The 26,999-nt window shown below is 49.1% G+C and carries 24 protein-coding genes and 2 pseudogenes; 9 read left to right on the forward strand and 17 right to left on the reverse strand.

The genetic code is table 11. The annotated features are described in order from the left end of the window. Positions 1-423: 423 nt before the first annotated feature. The 5 genes from rpmH to mnmE all read left to right on the forward strand — a co-directional run bounded on the left by rpmH (position 424) and on the right by mnmE (position 4,294). Entirely contained in the window at positions 424-564 is a 141-nt protein-coding gene (rpmH, locus tag K7X24_RS12720; protein ID WP_005976668.1) for a 50S ribosomal protein L34, read from the forward strand. An 18-nt stretch (positions 565-582) separates the two neighbouring features. Further along, positions 583-942: a ribonuclease P protein component gene (rnpA, locus tag K7X24_RS12725; RefSeq protein ID WP_010302382.1), complete on the forward strand. Its 360-nt coding sequence runs from the start codon at positions 583-585 to the stop codon at positions 940-942. Next, entirely contained in the window at positions 906-1,163 is a 258-nt protein-coding gene (gene yidD / locus K7X24_RS12730; RefSeq protein WP_010302384.1) for a membrane protein insertion efficiency factor YidD, read from the forward strand. The genes rnpA and yidD overlap by 37 nt, the downstream gene beginning before the upstream one ends. A 2-nt stretch (positions 1,164-1,165) precedes the next feature. Next, on the forward strand, positions 1,166-2,800 hold the full coding sequence (gene yidC / locus K7X24_RS12735) for a membrane protein insertase YidC (protein ID WP_224555197.1): 1,635 nt from the start codon (positions 1,166-1,168) through the stop codon (positions 2,798-2,800). Between the two features lie 129 nt (positions 2,801-2,929). Next, positions 2,930-4,294, forward strand: coding sequence for a tRNA uridine-5-carboxymethylaminomethyl(34) synthesis GTPase MnmE (gene mnmE / locus K7X24_RS12740; RefSeq protein ID WP_224555198.1), 1,365 nt, complete (start codon positions 2,930-2,932; stop codon positions 4,292-4,294). Positions 4,295-4,565: 271 nt separating this feature from the next. Here the strand turns inward: mnmE and K7X24_RS12745 are convergent, their stop codons facing one another. Beyond that, a complete protein-coding gene (locus K7X24_RS12745) occupies positions 4,566-5,702 on the reverse strand; it encodes an alpha/beta hydrolase (protein ID WP_224555199.1) in 1,137 nt (378 codons plus the stop codon). Positions 5,703-5,913: 211 nt separating this feature from the next. Here K7X24_RS12745 and K7X24_RS12750 point away from each other — a divergent pair, with 211 nt between their 5' ends. Continuing rightward, positions 5,914-6,798, forward strand: a complete 885-nt coding sequence (locus tag K7X24_RS12750) for a LysR family transcriptional regulator (protein WP_224555200.1) — start codon at positions 5,914-5,916, stop codon at positions 6,796-6,798. A 102-nt stretch (positions 6,799-6,900) separates the two neighbouring features. Here the strand turns inward: K7X24_RS12750 and K7X24_RS12755 are convergent. Beyond that, positions 6,901-7,140: pseudogene (locus K7X24_RS12755) on the reverse strand (transposase); the annotation flags it as partial. On the opposite strand from K7X24_RS12755, the pseudogene K7X24_RS12760 reads away from it, so the two are divergent. Continuing rightward, positions 7,135-7,248: pseudogene (locus K7X24_RS12760) on the forward strand (IS3 family transposase); the annotation flags it as partial. The pseudogenes K7X24_RS12755 and K7X24_RS12760 overlap by 6 nt on opposite strands. 189 nt (positions 7,249-7,437) lie before the next feature. On the opposite strand, the gene glmS reads toward K7X24_RS12760, so the two are convergent. Then, the gene (gene glmS, locus K7X24_RS12765; protein ID WP_224555201.1) at positions 7,438-9,270 is read right to left on the reverse strand and encodes a glutamine--fructose-6-phosphate transaminase (isomerizing); all 1,833 of its coding nucleotides are present in this window, start codon (positions 9,268-9,270) and stop codon (positions 7,438-7,440) included. 201 nt (positions 9,271-9,471) lie between these two features. Next, complete coding sequence (gene glmU, locus K7X24_RS12770) at positions 9,472-10,842, reverse strand: bifunctional UDP-N-acetylglucosamine diphosphorylase/glucosamine-1-phosphate N-acetyltransferase GlmU (protein ID WP_224555202.1); 1,371 nt, start codon at positions 10,840-10,842, stop codon at positions 9,472-9,474. Between the two features lie 324 nt (positions 10,843-11,166). Here glmU and pelX point away from each other — a divergent pair, with 324 nt between their 5' ends. Continuing rightward, positions 11,167-13,401, forward strand: a complete 2,235-nt coding sequence (gene pelX, locus K7X24_RS12775) for a pectate disaccharide-lyase PelX (RefSeq protein ID WP_224555204.1) — start codon at positions 11,167-11,169, stop codon at positions 13,399-13,401. A 250-nt stretch (positions 13,402-13,651) separates the two neighbouring features. Next, the gene (locus K7X24_RS12780) at positions 13,652-14,692 is read left to right on the forward strand and encodes an IS630 family transposase (RefSeq protein ID WP_224555206.1); all 1,041 of its coding nucleotides are present in this window, start codon (positions 13,652-13,654) and stop codon (positions 14,690-14,692) included. A 99-nt stretch (positions 14,693-14,791) separates the two neighbouring features. On the opposite strand, the gene K7X24_RS12785 is transcribed toward K7X24_RS12780, so the two are convergent. The 13 genes from K7X24_RS12785 to mioC all read right to left on the reverse strand — a co-directional run bounded on the left by K7X24_RS12785 (position 14,792) and on the right by mioC (position 26,924). Next, complete coding sequence (locus K7X24_RS12785) at positions 14,792-15,586, reverse strand: hypothetical protein (protein ID WP_224555208.1); 795 nt, start codon at positions 15,584-15,586, stop codon at positions 14,792-14,794. A gap of 371 nt (positions 15,587-15,957) precedes the next feature. Then, positions 15,958-16,377, reverse strand: coding sequence for a F0F1 ATP synthase subunit epsilon (locus K7X24_RS12790; protein ID WP_005976558.1), 420 nt, complete (start codon positions 16,375-16,377; stop codon positions 15,958-15,960). A 19-nt stretch (positions 16,378-16,396) separates the two neighbouring features. Continuing rightward, positions 16,397-17,779 (reverse strand): F0F1 ATP synthase subunit beta, encoded by a 1,383-nt coding sequence (gene atpD, locus K7X24_RS12795; RefSeq protein ID WP_039317443.1) that lies wholly within the window; start codon positions 17,777-17,779, stop codon positions 16,397-16,399. Positions 17,780-17,826: 47 nt separating this feature from the next. Then, positions 17,827-18,690, reverse strand: a complete 864-nt coding sequence (gene atpG, locus K7X24_RS12800; RefSeq protein ID WP_005976554.1) for a F0F1 ATP synthase subunit gamma — start codon at positions 18,688-18,690, stop codon at positions 17,827-17,829. A 52-nt stretch (positions 18,691-18,742) separates the two neighbouring features. Further along, the gene (gene atpA, locus K7X24_RS12805; protein WP_005976551.1) at positions 18,743-20,284 is read right to left on the reverse strand and encodes a F0F1 ATP synthase subunit alpha; all 1,542 of its coding nucleotides are present in this window, start codon (positions 20,282-20,284) and stop codon (positions 18,743-18,745) included. 12 nt (positions 20,285-20,296) lie between these two features. Further along, entirely contained in the window at positions 20,297-20,830 is a 534-nt protein-coding gene (atpH, locus tag K7X24_RS12810; protein ID WP_010300085.1) for a F0F1 ATP synthase subunit delta, read from the reverse strand. 14 nt (positions 20,831-20,844) lie between these two features. After that, on the reverse strand, positions 20,845-21,315 hold the full coding sequence (atpF, locus tag K7X24_RS12815) for a F0F1 ATP synthase subunit B (protein WP_010681466.1): 471 nt from the start codon (positions 21,313-21,315) through the stop codon (positions 20,845-20,847). A 63-nt stretch (positions 21,316-21,378) separates the two neighbouring features. After that, positions 21,379-21,618, reverse strand: coding sequence for a F0F1 ATP synthase subunit C (gene atpE / locus K7X24_RS12820; protein WP_005976545.1), 240 nt, complete (start codon positions 21,616-21,618; stop codon positions 21,379-21,381). Between the two features lie 49 nt (positions 21,619-21,667). Next, the gene (atpB, locus tag K7X24_RS12825; protein WP_103862423.1) at positions 21,668-22,468 is read right to left on the reverse strand and encodes a F0F1 ATP synthase subunit A; all 801 of its coding nucleotides are present in this window, start codon (positions 22,466-22,468) and stop codon (positions 21,668-21,670) included. A gap of 22 nt (positions 22,469-22,490) precedes the next feature. Beyond that, complete coding sequence (gene atpI, locus K7X24_RS12830; protein ID WP_039487785.1) at positions 22,491-22,874, reverse strand: F0F1 ATP synthase subunit I; 384 nt, start codon at positions 22,872-22,874, stop codon at positions 22,491-22,493. 623 nt (positions 22,875-23,497) lie between these two features. After that, the gene (gene rsmG / locus K7X24_RS12835) at positions 23,498-24,118 is read right to left on the reverse strand and encodes a 16S rRNA (guanine(527)-N(7))-methyltransferase RsmG (RefSeq protein WP_224555210.1); all 621 of its coding nucleotides are present in this window, start codon (positions 24,116-24,118) and stop codon (positions 23,498-23,500) included. Positions 24,119-24,200: 82 nt separating this feature from the next. Continuing rightward, positions 24,201-26,090 (reverse strand): tRNA uridine-5-carboxymethylaminomethyl(34) synthesis enzyme MnmG, encoded by a 1,890-nt coding sequence (gene mnmG / locus K7X24_RS12840; RefSeq protein WP_039275941.1) that lies wholly within the window; start codon positions 26,088-26,090, stop codon positions 24,201-24,203. 390 nt (positions 26,091-26,480) lie between these two features. Then, on the reverse strand, positions 26,481-26,924 hold the full coding sequence (gene mioC / locus K7X24_RS12845; RefSeq protein WP_039275940.1) for an FMN-binding protein MioC: 444 nt from the start codon (positions 26,922-26,924) through the stop codon (positions 26,481-26,483). Positions 26,925-26,999: the final 75 nt, after the last annotated feature.

A 26,999-nucleotide genomic window follows, 5' to 3' on the forward strand; every position in this document is an offset into this window, starting at 1 on the left:
CTATTCTCATCGCGGCTCCCCGCAACACGCCAGAGAGGCGGTTAGCGCATATTTCACCCGTTCTATATGACGCACATTCAAGCATACCCTCAGAGACACGATCGTTACGGTGGCATCGATCATGATCTTACCGGACAGATCATTGGAGGATCCTTGCGCTTTGCAATAGAGTCCGTATAATTCCCTGCCCGCGCGTCTACGCCTTTTCTGTGCTCTGGCAGGCAGAAATTCCAAAAATAATCGGAATGGCTGGCGTGTTAAGTGTGATGTTAATTGACTCAGGACTGTACAATTATTACAATCCTGCCTCTTTCCGTTATATAGCTGTGATATGCGATTGAGGCGTCGGTCATTTTTTCACGCCGAACAGCCAAACGCGTTTACTGTGAAGTTATAATTTTCCAAGTTTAGGTAGAAATCGCCATGAAACGCACTTTCCAACCGTCCGTATTGAAGCGTAACCGTAGCCATGGTTTCCGTGCTCGTATGGCCACCAAAAATGGTCGTCAAGTTCTGGCCCGCCGTCGTGCGAAAGGCCGTACTCGTCTGTCTGTTTCTAAGTAATAAAAGCTAACCCACCGAGTGGTTAAGCTAGCATTTCCCAGGGAGTTACGTTTGTTAACTCCCAGTCATTTCACTTTCGTCTTTCAGCAACCGCAACGGGCTGGCACGCCGCAAATCACCATCCTCGGCCGCCTGAACTCGCTGGGGCATCCCCGCATCGGTCTTACCGTCGCCAAAAAGCATGTGAAACGTGCTCATGAACGCAATCGGATTAAACGCCTGACGCGCGAAAGTTTTCGCCTGCACCAACATTCATTGCCTTCAATGGACTTTGTGGTGCTCGTGAAAAAAGGGGTGTCTGAACTGGATAACCGTACCCTGACGGAAGCATTGGAAAAACTATGGCGTCGGCATTGTCGTTTGGCTCCCGACTCCTGATCGGGTTGATACGCGGTTATCAACTCGTTATCAGCCCGTTGCTGGGACCGCATTGTCGGTTCCAGCCAACGTGCTCGCAATACGGTATTGAAGCAATACGCAGGTTCGGCATGATAAAAGGCTGTTGGTTGACGCTTAAACGCGTATTAAAATGCCATCCTTTGAACCCTGGTGGTGATGATCCCGTACCGCCAAAAACCGACAATAACAGAGAACATTAACGATGGATTCGCAACGCAATCTTCTTCTCATCGCTCTGCTATTCGTAACCTTTATGCTTTGGCAAGCTTGGGAGACGGATAAAAATCCGCCAGCAACCACGCAGACCATACAGCAGGCGACGAATGCAGTGGCCGGTGATGCTACCAACCAGGGCGTACCAGCCAGCGGTCAAGGCAAACTGATCACTGTGAAAACCGATGTGCTGTCGCTGATAATCAACACGCGTGGCGGCGACATCGAGCAAGCGCATCTGCTGGCTTACCCAGATACATTGGGTTCAGATAAACCTTTCCACCTGCTGGAAACCACCTCCGACTTTGTCTATCAGGCTCAGAGCGGTTTGACCGGCAAAAACGGCCCAGACAACCCGGCTAATGGCCCGCGTCCGCTGTTTACCACAACGCAAGATAGCTTCGAGCTGGCGGATGGTCAGAGCGAACTGCGCATCCCGATGACATATACCGCAGCTGACGGCGTGACCTACACCAAAACGTTTGTTTTGAAACGTGGCGACTATGCGCTGAACGTTGACTACAGCGTCAACAACACCAGCGCTCAGCCTCTGGAACTCACGCTGTTTGGTCAGTTAAAGCAGTCTATGGAATTACCTAAGCACCGCGATACTGGCAGCAGCAACTTTGCACTGCACACCTATCGTGGCGCGGCGTTCTCCTCCAGTGAAGACAAGTACAAAAAGTACAGCTTCAGCGACATGGACGAAAACCTGAACATCACCACCAACGGTGGCTGGGTAGCGATGCTTCAACAGTACTTCGCAACCGCATGGATTCCGACGACGGCAGGCGCTAACACCTTCTATACCAGCAAGCTGGGTAACGGTCAGGCCGCGATTGGTTTCAAATCCGCTCCGGTTGTGGTTGCCGCAGGTAGCCAGCAAGATCTGAAGACCACTCTGTGGGTCGGCCCAGAGATTCAGGATAAGATGGCTGCTGTCGCACCACATCTGGATCTGACCGTAGATTACGGCTGGCTGTGGTTCATTTCTCAGCCGTTGTTTAAGCTGCTGAAATTCCTGCATAGCTTCATCGGCAACTGGGGCTTCTCCATCATTGCCATTACCTTTATCGTGCGCGGTATCATGTATCCGCTGACGAAAGCGCAATACACCTCAATGGCGAAAATGCGCTTACTGCAACCTAAATTGCAGGCTATGCGTGAGCGTATTGGTGATGACAAACAGCGCATGAGTCAGGAAATGATGGCGCTGTACAAATCAGAGAAAGTGAACCCGCTGGGCGGCTGCTTCCCGCTGCTGATTCAGATGCCAATCTTCCTGGCGCTGTATTACATGCTGATGGGCTCCGTTGAACTGCGTCACGCGCCGTTCGCTCTGTGGATTCATGACCTGTCTGCACAAGACCCGTACTACATCCTGCCAATCCTGATGGGCGTGACGATGTTCTTCATCCAGAAGATGTCACCAACCACCGTGACCGACCCAATGCAGCAGAAGATCATGACCTACATGCCGGTCATCTTTACGGTCTTCTTCCTGTGGTTCCCGTCAGGTCTGGTTATGTACTACATCGTCAGCAATCTGGTTACCATTCTCCAGCAGCAGTTGATTTACCGCGGTCTGGAAAAACGTGGCTTGCATAGCCGCGAGAAAAAATAATCCGGTTGATAGCTAACCGATAGAAAGCGTAAGGCGGTCATTGACCGCCTTATTTTTTTAACGGCTGCTTTATCAGCCAACGATACGTAAAATAGCCTGCCAGACAGGCATCAATGCAGAGAGAACATCATGAGTAATACCGACACCATCGTCGCCCAAGCCACGCCACCGGGACGCGGAGGCGTGGGTATTTTACGCATTTCAGGACAGGCCGCCGCCGACGTCGCGCATGCCGTTCTGGGCAAGCTTCCCAAGCCTCGCCACGCCGATTATCTGCCGTTTCGTGATGCCAACGGCACCACGCTCGATCAGGGCATCGCCCTCTGGTTTCCCGGCCCGAACTCCTTTACCGGTGAAGACGTGCTGGAGCTTCAGGGTCACGGCGGTCCGGTTATTCTTGATTTGCTCCTGCAACGTATTCTGACGCTATCTAACGTGCGGATTGCACGTCCTGGCGAATTCTCTGAACGCGCCTTCCTGAACGACAAACTCGATCTTGCACAGGCGGAAGCCATTGCCGATCTGATTGATGCCAGCTCGGAACAGGCCGCACGCTCAGCGCTGAACTCTCTGCAAGGCGTATTTTCCACCCGTATAAATCAGTTAGTGGAAGCACTTACTCACCTGCGAATCTACGTAGAGGCTGCCATCGACTTCCCGGATGAAGAGATCGACTTTCTCTCTGATGGCAAAATTGAAGCGCAGTTAAATGGCGTGATGGCCGATCTGGACGCCGTCAGAGCCGAAGCGCATCAGGGTAGCCTGCTGCGTGAAGGGATGAAGGTCGTGATTGCGGGTCGTCCTAATGCCGGTAAATCTAGCTTACTCAATGCGTTAGCCGGTCGTGAAGCTGCCATTGTGACGGATATCGCGGGAACAACACGCGACGTATTACGCGAGCACATCCATATCGACGGCATGCCGCTGCATATCATCGACACCGCTGGGCTGCGAGATGCCAGCGACGAAGTCGAACGCATTGGTATTGAGCGAGCCTGGCAGGAAATCGAACAGGCCGATCGCGTGCTATTCATGGTAGACGGCACCACCACGCAGGCGACCGAACCTGAGCAGATCTGGCCAGAATTTATGGCGCGCCTGCCAAAAGCGCTGCCGATTACCGTGGTACGTAACAAAGCTGACGTAACTGGCGAAATGCTCGGCATCGAAGAAGTGAATACTCACTCACTTATCCGCCTGTCCGCCCGTACGGGTGAAGGTATCGATACGCTACGCGACCACCTCAAGCAAAGCATGGGATTCACCAGCAATACAGAAGGTGGTTTCCTGGCTCGACGTCGTCATCTGCAAGCACTCGAACTGGCTGCACAGCATCTAATTCAGGGGAAAGAACAGCTGGTGAGCGCCTGCGCAGGCGAATTGCTGGCAGAAGAACTGCGGCTGGCACAGCAGTCTCTGAGTGAAATCACCGGCGAGTTCACCTCTGACGACCTGCTAGGCCGTATTTTTTCGAGTTTCTGTATTGGGAAATAAAAGAGTAAAACGCATCAAACCAAAGCAGTGATGTAAAAGGTGAAAGCTATCTGGGGTGAAACGTAGAGAATAAATGACACAATTTTAGGAGAGGTCCCGTGGATAGTGCTGATTATCTACGCGACAGGGGCAGACAATCCCAACGAGTACTACACGAACTGGGTAAAACATGCTTATGTGGCCAGTAGCCCCAGTAAAAACCAAGGGCTACATGGCTATAACATCGCGGATGAGATTGTAGTCGCTGACGCTTTCTCACCCTTGATTGTATTTACCGCAAATTGGTTTTAAAAAATTGCTCAAACTTATCAAACGGTATTTTTCCTGCCTGATTGTCGTACAAGTCCACATGATTGGTGCCCAGTATCACTACCAGTTCCTTACGCTTGCTGCCGACTAATTTGTAGGCATCTTCGGCAAAATAGCGCGAGTGAGCTTGTTCACCGGTCACGATCAGTGTCGGGATAGTAATTTCGCCCGCATAGCTCAGAAGCGGCATATTCATAAACGACAGCGGCATAGTCGCATTCCAGGCACTTGTTGAATTAACAGAGCGCTCATGGAAGCCACGAGGTTCGCGGTAATAGTCAAAAAACTCTTTCAGCACTGGGTGCGGATTTTCTGGTAGAGCTTCAGGCAATATACGATTGGCAGCAGTGACCTTACCGTCTTTATCAACATAAATATCATGCCCACTGGGAGCAAAAGTGCCACTTTCAGCATCTTTCCAACGCTGATCGTTGAGATATTTCAATACAGCACGGCGATCGGCAGTAGTATAACGATCCTTACCGTCACCCACACCATGTCCCATTGCACGACTCATGTCGTACATCACACTGGTAGCTACCGCTTTCACCCGTGTGTCCGCTGCTGCCGTATTTAAGGCCATACCGCCCCAACCGCAGATCCCCAGCAAACCGATCCGGTTGCGGTCGACCTCTTTTTGCATGCCGAGAAAATCAACGGCTGCACTGAAATCTTCGGTGTTGATGTCAGGTGAGGCGACGTTGCGTGGCTTCCCACCGCTTTCACCGGTATAGGAGGGATCAAACGCCAATGTGATAAAACCTTGTTCGGCCAGCGTTTGCGCATATAGACCACTTGATTGCTCTTTCACTGCACCAAAAGGCCCGCTCACGGCGATAGCGGCCAGTTTGCGATCTCCCCGGATTTTCGGGATATAGAGATCGCCCACTAAGGTAATACCGTAACGGTTCTGAAAGGTCACCTTGCGGTGGTCGACGTTATTACTTTGAGCAAAGGTCTTATCCCATTGAGTCACCATGGAAACCGGTTCATTAGGATTACTGTTTTGTGCATACGTCATAGTGGAAACTCCGGTTAACGCGACACTCAATAACAAAGCCGACGCAATAGCTGTCAGTTTCTTAGGGAGGACATTCATGGAAAAGCTCCTTTAAAACATATTTTCGGTTTGTGGCTCTTCGGTATGGGTTTGTTGATTTTGTGACCCATAAGCTTCATTGTAGTTAGAACAATTAGTGATGATTAGAGGCTAAAATGAGATAATATTCATGTGTATATGTTATGAATATTTAAAGGGAATTGATTAAAAACAATACAGAACCAGTCTGAACTTATGGATGTGAATAAACATGACAGACCGAGAAAATTACAACGATCTCTATGTATTTATGCTGGTTGCTCGTGAAGGCAGCTTTACGAAAGCGGGAACAAGGCTTGGTTTGGCTCAATCTGGTATCAGCCGCACAATCCGCGACCTGGAAACTCGTTTAGGTTTACAACTCCTGACGCGGACCACCCGCAGACTGTCGCTAACTCAGGCGGGTGAGCAACTTTATCGCACCGCGTTGACCAGTTTCCAATCGTTGGATATGGGCCTGGCTACACTTGCCCATTTTCGTGATACCCCTTCAGGCACAGTGCGGATTAACGCCAGCCAGCACGCGATTGATAAGGTATTACTGCCAAAGCTGTCAATATTCAGACAGCATTATCCAGATATTCGGCTAGAACTAATTAGCGAAAGTCGCTTTGTGAACATCATTGATGAACGGTTCGATGCCGGTGTGCGTCTGGGGGGCGAGGTGGACGAGGGGATGGTGGCCGTGCGCATTACGCCCAGCATGGAGATGGTTGCAGTGGCAACGCCAGATCATTTTCTTCATTATGGGTTTCCACAAACACCAGCTGATTTAGCAATACATCCTTGCATTGCCTATCAGCTTGCTGATGGAAGCATTTATCAGTGGGAATTATGGCATGAAGGAAATCTGATAAAGCATAAACCACAAGGGCAATGGATTTTTTCCGATAGCTACATGGAAACTGCGGCGGCAAGGCAAGGGCTGGGACTGGCATATATTCCCGAGGAGTTGGTAACAGAAGATCTGGAACGTGGCACCCTTATACGTGTACTGACACGTTATAGCCACCGTCTAGCCGGATTACACCTGTATTATCCCCATCGTAATGTGTCGCCAGCATTGAGAATGGTGGTGGATGCATTAAGGATATAAGCAAATTACATCAGGAAGTAAACACTTACCACCTCAAAAGCAATCGGCCCATAATGATCCCCAGGCCAGACCCTGTACACGATTCTGTATAAATGCCTTTTCTCAGAAGTGACCGTCCAGACGATCACCGAATTCGATAATAAAACGGCTCATTGCCATTCTCCAGTCCCTCAGCGGCATCATCCATTTTCGCGAGGCCGCCTGGATTGCCAGCCACACGACTTTTTTCACTGACTCGTCCGTCGGGAATACCTTCCGTTTCTTGATTGCATGCCGGATCACGCTGTTCAGTGACTCAATAGCGTGGGTTGTATAGATGACTTTGCGGATATCTGCCGAGAAGAGGCGATGAACGCGATATTCGATTATATCGAGGTGTTTTATAATCGTCGTCGCAAACATTCAACGCTGGGTTATCAAACACCGGTGGATTATGAAATTGCGGTATAATTAGGTGGGAGTAATTTCAGGGACAGATCACTAATCAATATTCAATATGGGTAAACCAATATACCGAATAAATTTTAATGAGGAGAGTGCGGTGGGCTTGAAAAGAATGGGTATGAAAAATGAGTCGTAGCATAAAAAAATAAATGAAGGTAAATAACACTATTGGCTATTTACCTTCATTTTTAAAAATTACTCTACCGTAACGGATTTCGCCAGATTACGCGGTTGGTCAACATCCGTGCCTTTAATCAGCGCGACGTGATAAGACAGCAGCTGCAACGGCACCGTATAGAAGATTGGCGCAATCACTTCTTCGATATGCGGCAGTGGAATAATCTTCATATTTTCGCTGCTGGTGAAACCGGCATCTTCGTCAGCAAAGACATACAGCTCACCGCCGCGCGCCCGAACCTCTTCGATGTTGGATTTCAATTTCTCCAACAGTTCGTTGTTCGGTGCCACGACGACAACCGGCATATCCGCATCAATCAGCGCCAGTGGGCCGTGTTTCAGCTCGCCTGCCGCATAGGCTTCCGCGTGGATGTAAGAAATCTCTTTCAGCTTCAGCGCCCCTTCCATTGCGATCGGGTACTGATCGCCACGACCGAGGAACAGCGCATGGTGCTTGTCAGAGAAACCTTCCGCTAGAGATTCTATGAGCTTGTCCTGAGACAGCATTTGCTCAATACGCGCTGGCAGCGCCTGCAAACCGTGAACGATCTCATGCTCAATTTTCGCATCCATACCGCGCAGGCGGCCAACACGCGCCACCAGCATCAGCAGAACGGTAAGCTGGGTGGTGAAGGCTTTGGTCGAAGCCACGCCAATCTCTACGCCCGCTTTGGTCATCAGCGCCAGATCGGATTCACGCACCAGCGAGGAACCCGCAACGTTACAAATGGCCAGCGAACCCAGATAGCCCAGCTCTTTGGACAAACGCAGTGCCGCCAGCGTATCTGCGGTTTCACCGGACTGAGACAAAGTAATCATCAGGCTGTTCTTACGCACGGCAGGTTTGCGATAGCGGAATTCGGAAGCAATTTCTACATCGCACGGAATCCCCGCCAGCGCTTCAAACCAGTAACGGGAAACCATACCTGAGTTGTAGGACGTACCGCAGGCGATAATCTGAACGTGTTCAACCTTCGCCAGCAGCTCATCCGCTTCTGGGCCTAACTCAGACAGATTGATCTCGCCGTGGCTGAAACGCCCTTCAAGGGTGTTCTTGATCGCCATCGGCTGTTCGTAGATCTCTTTCTGCATGTAGTGACGATACGCGCCTTTGTCACCGGCATCGTAATTCACTTTTGATTCAATTTCTTCGCGTGCGGCAAGCTGGCCGGATTTATCAAACACGCGCACATCACGACGGGTGATTTCCGCGATGTCACCTTCTTCCAGGAACATGAAACGGCGAGTCACAGGCAGTAATGCCAGTTGATCGGAAGCAATGAAGTTTTCACCCACACCACGACCAATCACCAGCGGGCTACCAGAACGCGCAGCAACCAGTACGCTTGGGTCGAGGTTATCCAACACCACCATGCCATACGCACCGCGCAGCTGTGGGATCACACGCTTAACCACGTCAACCAGCGTTCCGCCGGTCTGCTGCTGTTCAAAATGAACCAGATGAGCAACCACTTCGGTATCGGTTTCAGAAACAAAACGATAGCCGCGATCGATCAGCAGTTCGCGCAGCGGTTCATGGTTTTCGATAATGCCGTTATGGACGATAGTGATATGTTCAGAAACATGCGGGTGTGCGTTCTCTTCAGAAGGTTCTCCGTGCGTTGCCCAGCGAGTATGGGCAATACCCGTACCGCCATGCAGTTCATGCTCTTCGGCTGCCTGAGACAGCACCTGCACTTTCCCCAAACGGCGCAAACGAGCGACATGTCCTTCGCTGTCAACAACCGCCAGGCCCGCAGAGTCATAGCCGCGGTACTCAAGACGGCGTAAACCTTCCAACAAAATTTCAGCAACATCACGTTGCGCAACAGCGCCTACAATTCCACACATCGATGGTATTCCTATAAAAGTGACATATTGTGTCACCAGGGATGTCTTAGACCTGATTGTTCCGGTTTTTCCGGGTTCCCCGAGCCTTGTAGAGAGTTGGGGATTATTATGTTTTGTTCTGTGCTCGGGGACCGACCCACACAGGGGATAGGCCAAAGCACAGGGCAAAACCGCCTCCGCCGCGTGCGGAGGCATTAAATATTATTTCTTTTTCACCGGACGTTGCCAGCCGGAAATATGCCGTTGCTTCACGCGACCGACCACCAGCTCATTCTCTGCCACATCATGCGTAACCGTCGTTCCTGCACCGATCGTCGCACCGCTGGCTATGCTAACGGGCGCTACCAGCTGACTATCCGAACCAACAAATACATCGTCACCAATAACCGTTTTATGTTTATTGGCGCCGTCATAATTACAGGTGATCGTTCCTGCGCCAATATTAACACCGGAACCGATATCCGCATCACCCAAATAGCTGAGGTGACCCGCTTTTGATCCTTTACCCAGCCGCGCTTTTTTCAGTTCGACAAAATTGCCGACATGCGCGCCCTCAGCCAATTCCGAGCCTGGACGCAAGCGGGAAAACGGGCCAACGGTACACTGTGCTTCCAGCACGGCATCTTCCAATACAGAATAAGGGCTGATCTCTGTGTCATCGTCAATGATGCAATTTTTGATTACGCAGCCAGCACCAATTTTCACCCGGTTGCCCAGCTTAACATTGCCTTCCACGACCACATTGATATCAATCACCACATCGCGACCATGAGTCAGTTCGCCACGCAGATCAAATCGTGCCGGATCGAGCAGCATGACACCCGCCAGCAGCAGTTTATCCGCCTGTTCACGCTGATAGACCCGCTCCAGCGCCGACAGTTGCAGACGATTATTAACGCCTTCAACTTCGCTCAGCCGCTCTGGATGGACCGCTTCAACACGCTGACCTTCTTCCGCTGCCATCGCAATAATATCGGTGATGTAAAACTCACCCTGTGCGTTGTTGTTATTCAACTGGCTTAACCAACGCTTCAGATCCTTGCCGTTCGCAATCAGAATGCCGGTATTGATCTCATTAATCTGGCGCTGTTCTTCGCTGGCATCTTTGTGCTCAACGATCCCAACCACCGCGCCCTTTTCACGCACAATTCGCCCATAGCCCGTCGGATCGTCCAGCTTCACCGTCAACAGGCCGATACCGCCCTGCGGCTTAGCCTCACGTAAACGTCCCAGCGTTTGCGATGAAATCAGCGGCACATCGCCATACAACATCAATATATCTTCATCATCAGCAAAATGAGGCGCGGCTTGCTGCATAGCATGCCCAGTTCCCAGCTGTTCCGCCTGCAATACCCAGTTCAACGCTGGATCGGTCAATTCACGTTTTAGTAAATCACCGCCGTGGCCGTATACCAGATGAACGTGCAGTGCGCCTGTCGTCATTGCAGCATCAATAACGTGCTGAACCATTGGCTTACCCGCCAGTTGATGCAACACCTTGGGAAGGTCGGAATACATACGGGTTCCTTTACCCGCAGCAAGGATCACTACACTCATAGCACTATTTGACATAAGTATCCTGACAATACGAAGCCACTGCCTCGCAAGAATAAAAATGGCTAGCCTGTTACGGCATGAATAACCAGAGTTTACCGAAGCTGGTGCATAACGCGGATATTTTTTGGTGAGTTTTTTCTGAAAATCACGAAAAAAACCGTGAGTGTTCACAAGAAGAGGAAGCAGGCACTGCGCTATCTCACAAACAGAAATGACACAGCACTTTATAAAAAACAGACTTTGTTTTTAAGTATGTCCATTTGTGACACACACAAAAGAAACAGCGTTTCATTTATAGCAATATACGCGGGAAAATAATTCAATAACGAAGGAAAGACCATGAAACGTTGTTCTTCACAGAAATGTGACTCTTCACGGAAACATCGTTCTTCACGCCTCGCAGCCGTCGCGTTGACGAATGCATTACTCTTTAGCTTCAGTACACACGCCGCGACAGAATCAACACCAGTCTGGCACGGCATCGCCTTTGGTCAATCGACAGATGTAAACTTCTCATCCAACGTTCTGCCGGAAAAAATTGGCGTCAACGACGTCACCATTAATGGCAAGAAATTAGCGCCAGGGGATAACGCTGATTTGTCCGCACCAATCACGATTGAAAGTCGTGGCGGAAAGATTGCCAACACCCATGATGGGCTGACGTTCTTCTATACACAGCTGCCTGCAAATGTGAACTTCACTCTTCAGTCTGATATTACCGTGGAACAGTTTGGGCCAGAAAACGGCGCCAAGCCTGCGGCTCAGGAAGGCGCGGGAATTCTGGTGCGCGATATTATCGGCGTGCCGCGTCAGGAACCGCTGAAAGAAGGGTATGAGGAATTCCCTGCGGCATCCAACATGGTGATGAACGCCATCATGACGCAGGATAAAAAGTCCAATACCGAAATCAAACTACAGGCGATTTTGCGTAATGGCGTCACGCAACCGTGGGGCAACGCGGGCGCGAAAATTACCAAAACCAGCTATCAGGAAAATGTAAATCTGGAGCAAACGCCGACGTTCCGCCTGAAACTGGAACGCACCAACGACGGCTTCATTACCTCTTATGCACCGAAAGGCACGGATAACTGGGTATCAAAAGAAGTCAAAGGCGCGGATATCGTCACCAAGTTGGATAAAGACCACTACTACGTTGGTTTCTTTGCCTCCCGTAACGCCAAAATCACCGTCAGCAATGCACAGTTGACCACGACGCCAGCGCAAACCAAAGCCTCACCGGAGTTTAAAGCCAAGGATTATGATCCTTTGCTCCAGGTGATGTCATCACCTAAAACCACCAGCGAACACTATGTGGTTCAGGCTAGAGCCAATTACAATGGCACGATCGCGGTGTCACAAGATGGTAAATCTCTGGGTGATGCGAAGCAGGTAAAAGCGGGAGAAACCTTATCTCTGCCAGCGAAAATTGCCGGTAACGGTGCTGAGTTCAAGATAGCCTACCAGCCCGCAGAAGGGGATGATAAAGCGATAAAAGAGAGCACGTTCAAGGTTGAAAGAGTGGCTTATGCAGACGCCAAAAATCTGTATGTTTCACCACAAGGTTCAGCCAGCAACGACGGCAGTAAAAATGCACCGATCGATTTAGCCAGCGCCGTCGCCGCTCTGCCAGCAGGTGGCACTATCTGGCTCAACGATGGTGATTACAGCGCGGTTGAAATCCCTGTCAGCGCCAGCGGCCAGCAAAAAACCGTCAAGCACCTGTTTGCTGTCGGCAATAAAGCCGTCATTCATGGCCTGCAGCTGAAAGCAAGCCATTGGCATGTTAAAGGGATTGAAATTACAGAGAAACCATTCCGTATCGAAGGGAGCTACAACACCATCGAACGCGTTCTGGCGCACCACGCTGACGATACGGGTATTCAGGTGACCTCGACGGCAGATGTAGGCAGACCACTGTGGGCCAGCCATAACCTGATTCTGAATTCAGAATCTCACAGCAACCAGGATCCAGGCAAAATTAACGCTGACGGTTTCGCGGTGAAAATGCGTGTGGGTGAAGGCAACGTGATCCGCGGCGCGTTCTCGCACAACAATATCGATGACGGCTTCGACCTGTTTAATAAAATTGAAGACGGTGCCAACGGCGTTGTGGTGATCGAGAATTCAATTGCCATGAACAACACCAGCAATGGCTTCAAAATGGGTGGTGAAGGCCAGCCAGTGGCGCATCAGGTCAAACACAGCATTGCCGTGGGCAACAAGCTCGATGGTTTCACTGACAACTTCAACCCTGGCGCATTGATCGTTGAAGACAACATCGCGTTGGATAACGAACGCTTTAACTTTATTTTCCGCCCAAGCCCTTACTCTGGCCCGGAAAAACAAGGTGTCTTCAAGAACAACATTTCGCTGAAAACCAAAGCGGGTAAATATGATGATGCGGTTGTCGGCAATATCGATAGCACCAACTATTTCATCAAAGAAGACCGTTCGGTTAACGCGCAAGGCAAGGAAATCACCGTAAATAACTTCGTATCCGTTACCGTTCCGGAGATGTTTACACGTGATGCCAAAGGTAATCTGGTATTTGGCGACTTCCTAAAGAAAAAATGATAATTACGCAGGAAAAGGAATTCATTATTAAAGACGTAAAATGATGTCGAGACCTCATGAAGATAACTCGACATCATTTATACACTAAATAATCCAAGCACGGGAAAGCGATAAGAGAAGGTCAAATTCTTCAGGAAGGAATTTGACTAAATAGCTTCGCCAAATAGTAGATCACTTGGAGGGAACTCAGTCCGAGTTGTGCGATCTGATCAATCGCCAAATCAAAACAAATCACCAACCGGACTGAGCGATGCCGATCATAGCAGCAATCCCTGATGAAGAACGACGACTAATGCGTAAAGAAGCCCAACAAACACGCGATAAAAACCATTCCAGACGACTCATCGCCATACTGATGCTGCATCGGGGAATGACCGTCACCGATGTCGCCAGACTGCTCTGTGCTGCTCGCTCATCCGTTGGGAGATGGATAAATTGGTTTACTTTACATGGTGTTGAAGGACTAAAGAGCCTCAAGTCTGGACGAGCACCACGCTGGCCAGTCGTGGATATCCTGCATATTTTGCCGCTTTTGGTTCAGCGTTCTCCTCAGGATTTTGGCTGGCTGCGCTCCCGCTGGAGCACTGAGTTATTGGCACTTATCGTTAATCGGCTTTTTAATGTAGCGCTTCATCCCGCCACGTTGCACCGCTACCTGAGACAAGCCGGTATTGTCTGGCGCAGAGCCGCGCCAACACTGAAAATCAAAGACCCGCATTATGAGGAAAAGCGACTCGCCATCGAACAGGCCGTCTCCTGGAAGCAGACGAATCATCCGGTATTTTATCAGGATGAAGTGGATATCGACCTGAACCCGAAAATCGGTGCGGACTGGATGCTCAAAGGGCAACAGAAACGTATAACTACGCCGGGACATAACCAAAAGTATTATCTGGCCGGGGCACTGCATTCGGATACAGGGCGAGTCCATTACGTCGGCGGCAATAAAAAATGTTCTGATTTATTTATCAATCTGTTAGAGACATTACGGCGGACATATCGGCGAGCGAAAACTATTACGCTGGTCGTTGATAACTACATCATTCATAAAAGCCGCAAGGTGGAACGTTGGCTGGAAAAAAATACGAAGTTCCGGTTGTTGTTCCTGCCCACGTATTCGCCGTGGCTGAATCCAATAGAGTTGCTCTGGTTGTCGTTACACGAGACCATAACGCGTAACCATCAGTGCCGGTATATGTGGCAGTTACTGGAGCAGGTAAAGCTATTTATGAATGCCGCTTCGCCGTTCCCCAGCAATCAGCATGGTCTGGCTAAAGTGGAGCGGTATTAGGCGAAGTTATTTAGCCAACGACTAGCCTCAGCGAGAGACATCCAGTCTCTCATTTCCGGTAAAGTTACTTAGTAAATCTGTCGAGACCAGAGTTGAAGGCTAATGGCTGCTATTCTTCTGTGAGAACTTGGATTTGAGATCAGCTATTATATCAGCTTGTAACACTGCTTTTGGCTCTGCTTTTGGCTCTGCTTTTGGCTCTGCTCGTGCACCTGTTTCTAACCATTCAACAATACTAGCAATATTTTTTTTCAGTTTTTGTAACACCTCAGCTTCATGTTTATTTTTATTTGTATCGCCAAACATTCTAAAGTTATGGTTGTCTTTTATCTTTTCTTCTAAAAAATAACTAGCGTCTAAAGCAAGTTTTTTACTACTTTCTTTTTCACTATTTTTTAACTTACAAAATCCCTCCAGGGCCGTGACAATAGAGCGCACCGCTTGCACCATTGATTCTTTTTCTTCTTCTGTATTTTCTTTTTTTTCTTCATAATTAAGAACGCAATCGCATGATTTTGCAATTTTTGTTTTCATAAAAAGAATATCCTCAAGAGAATCCATTGATTTAATAAAATGTTCAGCAAAATCATCATTTGTCTTATCCGGTATTTTTTCACTATTTTCTACTCGATAGATAATTTTTTTTGATGACAGGGGATTATTTTTTGATTGGCCAAAAGAGCCTTCATCTATATAACTTAATAGCCTATGGTATTTATCTAATTTATTTTTCTTAATTGATTCATCCGTGGTGCAGGCATTAGATATATTTTTGATTTTATTATTAATAAGTTTATCAGCAAAACCTTTGTATTTACTATTTTCTCTTGCTAGTTCAGATGCAGCTCTTGAGCTATTGAAAAAATGAGCCTTAACATAATTACCAATATTCATTATTAATCACCACTCAGATTTAGATTACTAAAAATCAAAGTATATATTTTAATTAATATTATTAATATAAAAAACCAATCTTGTGGGTAAATAAAAGACTCGATTGAAAATATGATAAAAAAACCTATTTCGTTTATGTAGATACTTTATCTGCATTGGTTAATTGCAGAGCCCCCATTTCACATTTTTTAAATTTTAGCTTTACTGTTACTGTGGGAAGATAATTAAAATTGACATTATTTCCTCTACATCAACCTTGTTAAATTTAAAACCGACTAATAAACACATCCACAGGACGTGGTTTTAAATTACCATTGAAAAAGGCCAGTCAGTGTGAACTGACTGGCCTTCAATTATTGCAAGCTTATCTGTTACATCGCTTTTCTGGTCAGCTCGATAACACGCAGCTTCGCAATCGCTTTAGTCAGCTCTGCGGAAGCCTGAGCATAATCCACATCGCCATGCGAATTGCGGATATGATCTTCGGCTTTACGCTTCGCTTCCAGCGCACGTGCTTCATCCAGATCCTGCCCACGGATAGCGGTATCAGACAGTACGGTGACCATATTCGGCTGCACCTCAAGGACGCCGCCAGAAAGATAGATATACTCTTCCTCACCGTGCTGCTTAACGATACGAATCATACCCGGCTTAATGGCAGTAAGCAGAGGGGCATGTCCCGGATAAATACCCAGTTCGCCTTCGCTCCCCGTTACCTGGATCTTCTGCACCAGACCGGAGAACATTTGCTGTTCTGCACTCACGACATCCAGATGGTAAGTCATAGCCATGTCACCCTCCTACAAGGCGTTACAGTTTCTTGGCTTTTTCCACGACTTCTTCAATGGAACCAACCATGTAGAACGCCTGCTCTGGCAGGTGGTCGTATTCGCCTTCCATAATCCCTTTAAAGCCACGGATAGTGTCTTTCAGGGAAACGTATTTGCCCGGAGAACCGGTAAATACTTCCGCTACGAAGAACGGCTGAGACAGGAAGCGTTGAATCTTACGCGCACGGGATACCACCAACTTGTCTTCTTCAGACAGCTCGTCCATACCCAGAATCGCGATGATGTCTTTCAGTTCCTGATAACGTTGCAGAATAGACTGCACGCCACGGGCAACATCATAGTGTTCCTGACCAACAACCAGCGGATCCAACTGACGGCTGGTGGAATCCAGCGGGTCAACTGCCGGGTAGATACCCAGAGAAGCGATCTGACGGCTCAGTACCACGGTTGCATCCAAGTGAGCAAAGGTGGTGGCTGGTGACGGGTCAGTCAAGTCATCCGCAGGAACGTAAACGGCCTGAACAGAGGTGATAGAACCGGTTTTGGTTGAGGTGATACGTTCTTGCAGAACGCCCATCTCTTCCGCCAGCGTCGGCTGATAACCTACCGCAGAAGGCATACGACCCAGCAGTGCAGATACTTCCGTACCGGCCAGGGTATAACGGTAGATGTTATCGACAAACAGCAGTACGTCACGGCCTTCATCACGGAATTTTTCCGCCATGGTCAGACCGGTCAATGCTACGCGCAGACGGTTACCCGGCGGCTCGTTCATCTGGCCATACACCAGTGATACTTTATCGATTACGTTGGAGTCGGTCATTTCGTGGTAGAAGTCGTTACCTTCACGGGTACGCTCACCAACACCTGCAAACACGGAGTAACCGGAGTGCTCGATCGCGATGTTACGGATCAGCTCCATCATGTTTACGGTTTTACCTACGCCCGCACCACCGAACAGACCCACTTTACCGCCCTTGGCAAACGGACACATCAGGTCGATAACCTTGATGCCGGTTTCCAGCAGTTCCTGTGAGTTTGACAGCTCTTCATAGCTCGGAGCTGAACGGTGGATAGCCCAACGCTCTTCTTCGCCGATGTCGCCTTTCATGTCGATTGGATCGCCCAATACGTTCATGATACGACCCAGCGTTGCTTTACCTACCGGCACTTCGATCGGGTGGTCCAGGTTATTCACGTTCAACCCGCGACGCAGGCCGTCAGAAGAACCCATTGCGATACAACGAACAATGCCGCCGCCCAACTGCTGCTGCACTTCCAGCACCAGTTTTTCAGCGCCGTTCTCTACCTCAAGCGCATCGTACACTTTTGGTACGGCATCTTGCGGGAACTCGACGTCCACCACGGCGCCGATTACCTGGATAATCTTTCCAGTAGCCATCTTGAATCCTCTACGTAATTCGACAATACGTAATTCGTAAACCTGCTTTAAACCGCGGAGGCTCCCCCGACGATTTCGGTGAGTTCCTGGGTAATGCTGGCCTGACGAGCTTTGTTGTATACCAACTGCAGCTCTTTGATCAGGCTACCGCCGTTATCGGTCGCGGCTTTCATCGCAACCATTCGCGCGGCCTGCTCACTAGCCAGATTTTCTACGACGCCCTGATAAACCTGAGATTCTACATAACGGCGCAGCAGGGTATCCAGCAGCGACTTAGGATCGGGTTCATACAGGTAATCCCAGGCTTTCTTCTTCAACTCACCGTCATCCGAAGGCGGTAACGGTAACACTTGAACAACAAGCGGTTCCTGAGACATGGTATTAATAAACTTGTTGCTGACGATATACAGCTTGTCCAGACGACCTTCGTCATAGGCTTGCAGCATAACTTTAACCGGGCCGATCAATTCTGATACGGAAGGGTTGTCCCCCATACCGGTAACCTGAGCAACAATGTTTCCGCCTACCGAACCGAAGAAAGAAACCGCTTTGGAACCAATCAGCGCTAAATCAGTTTCAACGCCTTTGTCGCTCCAGGATTTCATATCAGCCAGCAGTTTCTTGAACAGGTTAATGTTCAAACCACCGCACAGACCACGGTCAGTAGACACCACCAAATACCCAACGCGCTTAACATCGCGTTCTTCCAGGTACGGGTGTTTATATTCCAGATTTCCTAACGCAAGGTGACCAATCACATTGCGTATGGTTTCCGCATAAGGACGGCTGGCCGCCATACGATCCTGCGATTTACGCATTTTGGAAGCGGCGACCATTTCCATTGCTTTGGTGATCTTCTGCGTATTTTGGACGCTTGCGATCTTACTACGTATCTCTTTTGCGCCGGCCATCTTTGCTTCTCCTCAAAGCCTTGCGGCCTGCTTTACAGCAGGCCACCGGGCGTTACCAGGACTGGGTTGCCTTAAAAGTATCGAGGATGCCTTTAAACTTGCCCTCGATCTCATCGTTATAAGCGCCAGTCTGGTCGATTTGTTGCAGAAGTTCGCCATGCTCACGGTCAGCATAAGCCAACAGTGCCGCTTCAAAGCTACCGACTTTCGACAGCTCAACATCTTCCAGGTAACCACGTTCCGCCGCAAACAGAACCAGAGACTGCTGTGCGACAGACATCGGCGCATACTGTTTCTGCTTCAACAGCTCGGTCACTTTCTGACCGTGGCTCAACTGCTTACGGGTTGCATCATCAAGATCGGAAGCGAACTGAGAGAACGCTGCCAGTTCACGGTACTGTGCCAGCGCGGTACGAATACCACCGGACAGTTTTTTCATGATCTTGGTCTGTGCTGCACCACCCACACGGGATACGGAGATCCCTGGGTTAACCGCAGGACGAATACCGGCGTTAAACAGGTTGGATTCCAGGAAGATCTGACCATCGGTAATAGAAATTACGTTGGTCGGAACGAACGCAGAAACGTCACCTGCTTGCGTTTCGATGATCGGCAGAGCGGTCAACGAACCGGTTTTCCCTTTCACTTCACCCTTGGTGAATGCTTCAACGTAATCGGCGTTAACACGCGATGCACGCTCCAGCAAACGGGAGTGGAGATAGAAAACGTCACCAGGATAAGCTTCACGACCTGGCGGACGACGGAGCAGCAGAGAAATCTGACGATAAGCAACGGCCTGTTTAGACAGGTCATCATAAATAATCAGTGCATCTTCACCACGATCGCGGAAGTACTCACCCATCGCACAACCGGCATACGGTGCCAGGTATTGCAGAGCAGCAGATTCAGACGCGGTAGCAACAACAACAATGGTGTTTTCCAGTGCGCCATGCTCTTCCAGTTTACGTACCACGTTAGAAATCGTGGAGGCTTTCTGGCCGATAGCGACGTACACACATTTGATGCCGGAATCACGCTGGTTGATGATGGCGTCGATGGCCAGCGCGGTTTTACCCGTCTGACGGTCACCGATAATCAGCTCACGCTGACCACGACCGATTGGAATCATGGCGTCAACGGACTTATAGCCCGTTTGTACCGGCTCATCAACGGACTGACGTTCGATAACGCCAGGCGCAATCGCTTCAACCGCAGAGAAACCGTCGTGATCCAGTGCGCCTTTACCGTCAATCGGTGCACCCAGCGTGTTGACCACGCGACCCAGCAGGCCGCGGCCAACTGGAACTTCAAGAATACGGCCGGTGCATTTTACTTTCATGCCTTCAGCCAGATCCGCATACGGACCCATTACTACCGCACCAACGGAGTCGCGCTCCAGGTTCAGAGCGATCGCATAACGGTTACCCGGCAGAGAGATCATCTCTCCCTGCATCACGTCTGCCAGACCGTGGACACGGATGATTCCGTCGCTGACGGAAACAATAGTACCTTCATTGTGAGCTTCGCTCACCACATTGAACTGAGCAATGCGCTGCTTGATCAGTTCGCTGATTTCGGTGGAATTCAGTTGCATGCTCCAGTCCCCTTAAGACTGCAAGACGTCTGCCAGACGTTCCAGACGACCGCGAATGCTGCCATCTATCACCATATCGCCCGCGCGAATAACCACGCCGGCCATGACAGACTTATCAATTTTGCAATTCAGCTTCACTTTGCGTGACAGACGTTTTTCCATAGCAGCAGCGATCTTCGATAGCTGCTGCTCATTCAACGTATTGGCAGAAATGACATCGACGTCAACCGTCGATTCTAGCGCTGCCCGCAGTTGAATAAATTGTTCCAGTACTTCAGTAAGCACTGGTAAACGTCCGTTCTCGGCCATCACCCTAATCAGGTTCTGACCGGCTTCATCAAGTTGATCACCACAAACGGCAATGAACGTTTTCGCCAGTTCAATCGGTGCGACTGCACCAGAAAGCAATTCGGCAATTTGCTCATTGCGCGCTACTTCGGCCGAAAACGCCAGCATGTTCTGCCAGCGATCCAAGGCCTGATTCTCAACCGCAAAGTCAAAAGCTGCTTTGGCGTAGGGGCGAGCTACCGTGACAAATTCAGACATCAGCCCCTCCCTCCTTACAGTTCAGCGACCAGTTTATCAACGATGTCGCTGTTAGCAGCTTCATCCACGGAACGTTCAATAATTTTCTCGGCACCGGCAATCGCCAATACGGCAACTTGCTTACGCAGCTCTTCACGAGCACGTTTACGTTCGGCTTCGATTTCAGCCTGCGCCTGCGCCACAATCTTGTTACGTTCAGCTTCCGCTTCAGCTTTCGCCTCATCCAGGATCTGAGCACGGCGTTTGTTCGCCTGCTCGATGATAACCTGAGCATCCGCTTTGGCTTTCTTCAGTTGATCTGTCGCATTGGCCTGAGCCAAGTTCAAATCTTTTTTGGCACGTTCAGCAGAAGCCAGACCGTCAGCAATTTCTTTCTGACGTTTCTCGATGGCTGCCATCATCGGCGGCCATACATACTTCATGCAGAACCAGACAAACAGGACGAACGCAATGGCCTGGCCGAGGATTGTTGCATTAATATTCACAGCACAATGCCTCTTTCAAAGTTAAATAAGTTGATGTTTTAACCTCAGCAGAAAACATTCTGCTTAGGCCACCGCAAACATCACATACAGCCCCAGACCAACAGCGATCATCGGGATGGCGTCAACCAGACCCATGACGATAAAGAACTGTGTACGCAGTAAAGGAATCAGGTCAGGCTGACGAGCAGCACCTTCCAAGAATTTACCACCCAGAATGCCGATACCGATCGCAGCACCGATTGCCGCCAAACCCATCATTAACGCGGCAGCCATGTACAGCAGATCCACACTCAGGTTTTCCATGACAGTCTCCAGTTTGTTTCAGTTAAAAACGTTATTTGTTGAAAGAAAATCAATGCTCTTCAGATGCCATCGAGAGATAAACAACCGTCAGAACCATGAAAATAAAAGCCTGAAGCGTAATAATCAAAATGTGGAAAATAGCCCAAGGCACATTTAACAGCCATTGTGACCACCACGGCAACAGACCGGCAATCAGGATGAAGATCAACTCACCCGCATACATATTGCCAAACAGTCGCAAGCCTAAGGAAATAGGTTTGGACAGCAGGCTGACACCTTCAAGAATTAGGTTGATAGGAATAAATACTGGATGGTTGAACGGCTGCATGGTCAGTTCTTTAACAAAACCACCGAGACCCTTCATTTTGATGCTGTAGAACAGAACCAGAACAAACACCCCAAGCGCCATCGACAGCGTGATGTTCACGTCAGCCGTCGGCACAGCACGCAGATAAGCATGCGCCGGATCGTATCCCAGCAGGCTATAGATACCCGCCCAGGCTTGTGGCAACAGATCGATAGGCAGCAGGTCCATCATATTCATCAGGAAAACCCAGACGAAAATGGTCAGTGCTAGAGGAGCAATCAGTTTGCTTTTGCCATGGAACATATCGCGTACGGTGCCATCAACGAAACCGATAACCAGTTCGACGGCCGTTTGCAGCTTACCTGGCACACCGCTGGTCGCACGTTTCGCTACGCGGTGAAAAATAACCAGAAAGAGGACCCCAAGAGCGATGGAGAAAAACATCGAATCGACGTTGATCGACCAAAAACCCGTCCCGACCTGCAAATGTTGCAAGTGGTGACCGATATACTCTTGCGGAGTAGAGATTTCTCCAGCAGCCATGATGTCTCTTACCCTTTTGTTGTTAATTACGGTAACGATTAATTACGGCCGGTGCCACGATCTGCATAACCAGCACCGATAAATAAGTCAGGCCAAGCGGAAAGAATGCCGCTTTAAACACGCCTAACGCCACCACTAACAGTGCAATGGTGATAAATACCTTAAGCGCCTCGCCAATCGCGAATGACCAGGCCACACGCCCATCAGCAGGCTTGTGTGACTGGTGACGCAAGGCAAACAGCACAAACAACACATTCGGTAACCAGGCTGCTAATCCTCCGCCTAATGCAGAAGCAGCAGCGTTGACGCTATTGAGGCTGAAAGCAGCACTCAACAAAGCAAAAGTCACTAACTGTAACAACAGCAGCCTTAAGGCTACTTTTCCGCTGTAAAGGGATACAGGCATGACGTTTGCTCTCTCCGTACCTTTTCAGAGGTATACCGAATGACGTATAAAACTGCCTTTACACCACTGAGTCAAGCAGCAAAAAACGAGCAAATTATACGGGTCATACCTGCGAATTCAATCGATAAGTAGCGAAAAGGTGAACAATTATTTAAATTTCTTTCTGAAGCCCCGTTTTTACTAACAATCCTCACGACTCATGTCTGGTGTCATTAATTTCTAAAGGCCTCCAATCTGTGATATGACTCACATAAAAGGGCTTACGAATATTTACAACAGGATGTGTCTTTTTTTGCCCTTAGCCATAAAACGCATTTATTCTATTTAATTTCAATAAGTTAATAAAAACGGCGTTCAAAAAGAGCAATAAACAACGCTTCAACCATCTCTTGACATTATTGATATCGTTTTTTTACTTAATTAACACAAAAATAACTAAATTTTGATGCCGATGATTTATTTTCACTCGTTATTATTCAGTGCGAAAGCAAAAGGACAACGCTGAAAAAATGAAGATGTAAAATTTCAGTGATCGCGATGCGTTCTGGAACCATGCCACCGATAGACGAGGTGGCATCCTGACACGCAATATTTAGTTATAATTTTTTTGATAAAAAACAAAATTAGTTTGGTTTAAGCACGATCAAATGGCGCTCACCTTCCAGATCGGGAACGGATAAGCGAACAACCTGATCTAATAGGACACCTTGTGGCAAGGATGACAATTCATCCTCTGGAAGTACGCCTTTTAGAGCATAAAACCGCCCTGCTGGTCTGGCTGGAAGATGACTACACCAGCTAATCATGTCCTGCAAAGAGGCAAATGCCCGGCTGATCACCCCATCAAAAGGCGGTTCTGCTGGAAACGCCTCAACGCGACTCTGCACTGGCGTGATATTTTCAAGTTGTAGTTCATGCTGTACCTGACGCAGGAAGCGCACACGCTTACCCAGGCTATCCAACAAGGTGAAATGCGACTCAGGGCGAACAATCGCCAATGGAATTCCCGGTAACCCAGGCCCGGTACCCACATCGATAAAACGCTGCCCGTGTAAATGTGGCTCAACCACGATACTGTCCATGATATGGCGGACAAGCATTTGCTGCGGATCGCGTACCGACGTCAGGTTATAAGCTTTGTTCCACTTATTCAGCATGTCAACATACTGTATCAGAAGATTTTTTTGCTTATCTGAAATCACAATACCAGCCGCGTTTAACAGATTATCGAGTGTGTTGCGCACAATAAGATCCCGATGAAAAATATGAGGTTAATAATAAAAATAGCCGGAGAACCGGCTATTTAGGGGATAAGTTTACCGTAAATCAGGCGCTGCGGCGCAGCAGACCCTGTTTTTTAAGCCAGATCAGCAGAATGGAGATCGCCGCTGGCGTAATGCCAGAAATCCGTGAAGCCTGGCCGATCGACGAAGGTTTATGATCGTTCAGCTTGGCAATCACCTCATTGGACAATCCACTCACCTGTTTGTAATCCAGATCGGCAGGCAGCAGTGCATTTTCATTACGCTGCTGTTTCTCGATTTCATCCTGCTGACGAGCAATATACCCTTCGTATTTGACCTGAATTTCAACCTGTTCTGCAGCCTGCTCGTCAGTTAATCCTGGGGCAAACAACGGTAGCGCAGTAAGCTGAACGTAATCCACTTCTGGGCGACGAAGCAGCTCTTCACCATTCGCTTCACGGGACAGCGGCGTCTTCAGCAGTGAGTTGATCTGGTCTAGCTGCTCAGATTGCGGATGAACGTGAATGTCGCGCAAGCGCTGACGCTCTTTTTCAATACTCTCGAGCTTCTCGTTGAAACGTGCCCAGCGATGATCGTCGACCATTCCCAGCTCACGACCCATTTCAGTCAAACGCAGATCGGCGTTATCTTCACGCAGCATCAGACGATATTCAGCGCGTGAGGTAAACATACGGTAGGGCTCTTTCGTCCCCAGCGTACAGAGATCGTCAACCAACACGCCGAGATAAGCTTGATCGCGACGCGGTGACCAGCCTTCCTTATCAGCAGCTAGTCGAGCGGCATTCAGCCCTGCCAGCATGCCTTGTGCTGCGGCTTCTTCATAACCTGTTGTTCCGTTGATCTGTCCGGCGAAGAACAGGCCATGAACAAATTTGTTTTCCAGCGTAGGTTTCAGATCGCGAGGATCGAAGAAATCGTATTCAATGGCATAGCCAGGACGAACGATGCGTGCATTTTCCATCCCTGCCATTGAGCGAACAATCTGCCACTGGACGTCAAACGGTAAACTGGTTGAGATCCCGTTAGGGTAAATTTCGTTGCTAGTCAGTCCTTCAGGTTCAAGAAAGATCTGATGCGTATTTCGATCGGCAAAGCGCATGACTTTGTCTTCGATCGATGGGCAATAGCGTGGCCCGATCCCTTCGATTATCCCGGCATACATCGGGCTGCGATCCAGATTATTACGGATCACATCATGGGTCTTCTCATTGGTATGGGTGATGTAGCACGGCATTTGTGCCGGATGCTGACTCGCATTCCCCAGGAATGAGAAAACCGGCATCGGGTTGTCACCGTGCTGTTGTGCCAGCACGCTAAAATCAATTGTTCTGGCGTCAATACGCGGCGGAGTACCGGTTTTCAGGCGGTTGACGCGCAGAGGCAGTTCACGCAGGCGGCGCGCGAGCGGAATGGAAGGTGGATCGCCTGCACGCCCACCGCTGTAGTTATCCAACCCGATATGAATTTTGCCATCAAGGAAGGTGCCTACCGTCAACACCACGGCTTTTGCACGGAATTTTAGTCCCATCTGGGTAACCGCACCGACAACGCGATCGTTTTCCACGATCAGATCGTCAACAGCTTGCTGGAAGATCGTCAGATTTGGCTGATTCTCCAGTGCGGTCCGAACAGCCTGACGATAGAGCACGCGATCCGCTTGTGCGCGCGTTGCTCTGACGGCCGGGCCTTTACTGCTGTTTAGTATCCTAAACTGTATACCTGCCTGATCGACGGCTCGCGCCATCAAGCCTCCCATGGCATCGATCTCTTTAACCAGATGACCTTTCCCAATACCGCCGATCGCTGGGTTGCAAGACATTTGTCCCAGCGTGTCGATATTGTGTGTGAGCAAAAGCGTCTGTTGGCCCATTCGGGCAGAAGCCATTGCTGCTTCTGTTCCGGCATGACCGCCACCGATCACGATGACGTCAAATGGATCTGGATAAAACATGGTACTGCTCCTCGCATTATCGCGAATGATGAGTGGCGAACGATCGTTATTTGCCCTGGGGAGGGGATTCTACTCAACTTTGAGCCAACGACCAAGTCCGTTGGATCCTCGTTAATTAAAGAAAGATCTTTTTATTTAAAGATCTCTTTATTAGATCTCTTATTAGGATCGTCATGTTGTGTGGATAAGTGATTATTCATATTAAAGATCAAGAGAATGGAGATGATCCTTACCTGTGAATGATCGGTGATCCTAGCCAGTATAAGCTGGGATCTTAATGCGGAGTTATGCACAGGACAAAAAACATACTCGGGTTGTTATTGGGATAACTACTGCTTTTACACCTGAAATAAGCATAGTTATCCACATTCAACTGCCGAATATTTCATCTTATTTGAGTAAATTAACCCACGATCCTAGCCATTCTTCTGCTGGATCTTCTGGAATTTGATGTTGGGTGATGTCGATCTCGAGGATTTCACCGATCCGTTTGGCCCCTAATTGAGCCAGTACACGATCCGCTGTTTGGATCGCGCCACAGAATGTGTCGTACTCTTTACTACCGATCCCCACTGCACCGAAACTCACCTGAGAAAGATCGGGCTTTTGCTGTTCCAGCTGTTCAAACAGTGCTTTCAGGTTGTCAGGGAATTCCCCTGCACCGTGTGTAGACGTCACCACCAGCCATACACCGCTTTCAGGCAGTGCATCAAGCGTGGGGCCATGGAGAGTTTCAGTGGAAAAATCATCCTTCTCCAGCAGTTCGGCTAAATGTTCTGCAACATATTCGGCACTGCCAAGGGTACTGCCACTGATTAAGGTAATGTCTGCCATAGCGATCCCATCCGATAAAAGACGGGACATTGTACGCTGTGATCTGGCTGGGATCTACCTGTGGATAATATGGGT

Source organism: Pectobacterium versatile, from assembly GCF_020166435.1.
Lineage (GTDB): Bacteria > Pseudomonadota > Gammaproteobacteria > Enterobacterales > Enterobacteriaceae > Pectobacterium > Pectobacterium versatile.

Coding starts and splice junctions, on each gene's coding strand:
- atpG (WP_005976554.1), bottom strand. CDS start 18,690: ATGGCCGGCGCAAAAGAGATACGTAGTAAGATCGCAAGCGTCCAAAAT.
- mioC (WP_039275940.1), bottom strand. CDS start 26,924: ATGGCAGACATTACCTTAATCAGTGGCAGTACCCTTGGCAGTGCCGAA.
- glmU (WP_224555202.1), bottom strand. CDS start 10,842: ATGTCAAATAGTGCTATGAGTGTAGTGATCCTTGCTGCGGGTAAAGGA.
- mnmE (WP_224555198.1), top strand. CDS start 2,930: ATGAGTAATACCGACACCATCGTCGCCCAAGCCACGCCACCGGGACGC.
- glmS (WP_224555201.1), bottom strand. CDS start 9,270: ATGTGTGGAATTGTAGGCGCTGTTGCGCAACGTGATGTTGCTGAAATT.
- atpH (WP_010300085.1), bottom strand. CDS start 20,830: ATGTCTGAATTTGTCACGGTAGCTCGCCCCTACGCCAAAGCAGCTTTT.
- K7X24_RS12790 (WP_005976558.1), bottom strand. CDS start 16,377: ATGGCTATGACTTACCATCTGGATGTCGTGAGTGCAGAACAGCAAATG.
- K7X24_RS12785 (WP_224555208.1), bottom strand. CDS start 15,586: ATGAATATTGGTAATTATGTTAAGGCTCATTTTTTCAATAGCTCAAGA.
- atpE (WP_005976545.1), bottom strand. CDS start 21,618: ATGGAAAACCTGAGTGTGGATCTGCTGTACATGGCTGCCGCGTTAATG.
- atpD (WP_039317443.1), bottom strand. CDS start 17,779: ATGGCTACTGGAAAGATTATCCAGGTAATCGGCGCCGTGGTGGACGTC.
- rpmH (WP_005976668.1), top strand. CDS start 424: ATGAAACGCACTTTCCAACCGTCCGTATTGAAGCGTAACCGTAGCCAT.
- K7X24_RS12745 (WP_224555199.1), bottom strand. CDS start 5,702: ATGAATGTCCTCCCTAAGAAACTGACAGCTATTGCGTCGGCTTTGTTA.
- atpI (WP_039487785.1), bottom strand. CDS start 22,874: ATGCCTGTATCCCTTTACAGCGGAAAAGTAGCCTTAAGGCTGCTGTTG.
- yidC (WP_224555197.1), top strand. CDS start 1,166: ATGGATTCGCAACGCAATCTTCTTCTCATCGCTCTGCTATTCGTAACC.
- atpB (WP_103862423.1), bottom strand. CDS start 22,468: ATGGCTGCTGGAGAAATCTCTACTCCGCAAGAGTATATCGGTCACCAC.
- yidD (WP_010302384.1), top strand. CDS start 906: ATGGCGTCGGCATTGTCGTTTGGCTCCCGACTCCTGATCGGGTTGATA.
- atpA (WP_005976551.1), bottom strand. CDS start 20,284: ATGCAACTGAATTCCACCGAAATCAGCGAACTGATCAAGCAGCGCATT.
- K7X24_RS12750 (WP_224555200.1), top strand. CDS start 5,914: ATGACAGACCGAGAAAATTACAACGATCTCTATGTATTTATGCTGGTT.
- mnmG (WP_039275941.1), bottom strand. CDS start 26,090: ATGTTTTATCCAGATCCATTTGACGTCATCGTGATCGGTGGCGGTCAT.
- pelX (WP_224555204.1), top strand. CDS start 11,167: ATGAAACGTTGTTCTTCACAGAAATGTGACTCTTCACGGAAACATCGT.
- K7X24_RS12780 (WP_224555206.1), top strand. CDS start 13,652: ATGCCGATCATAGCAGCAATCCCTGATGAAGAACGACGACTAATGCGT.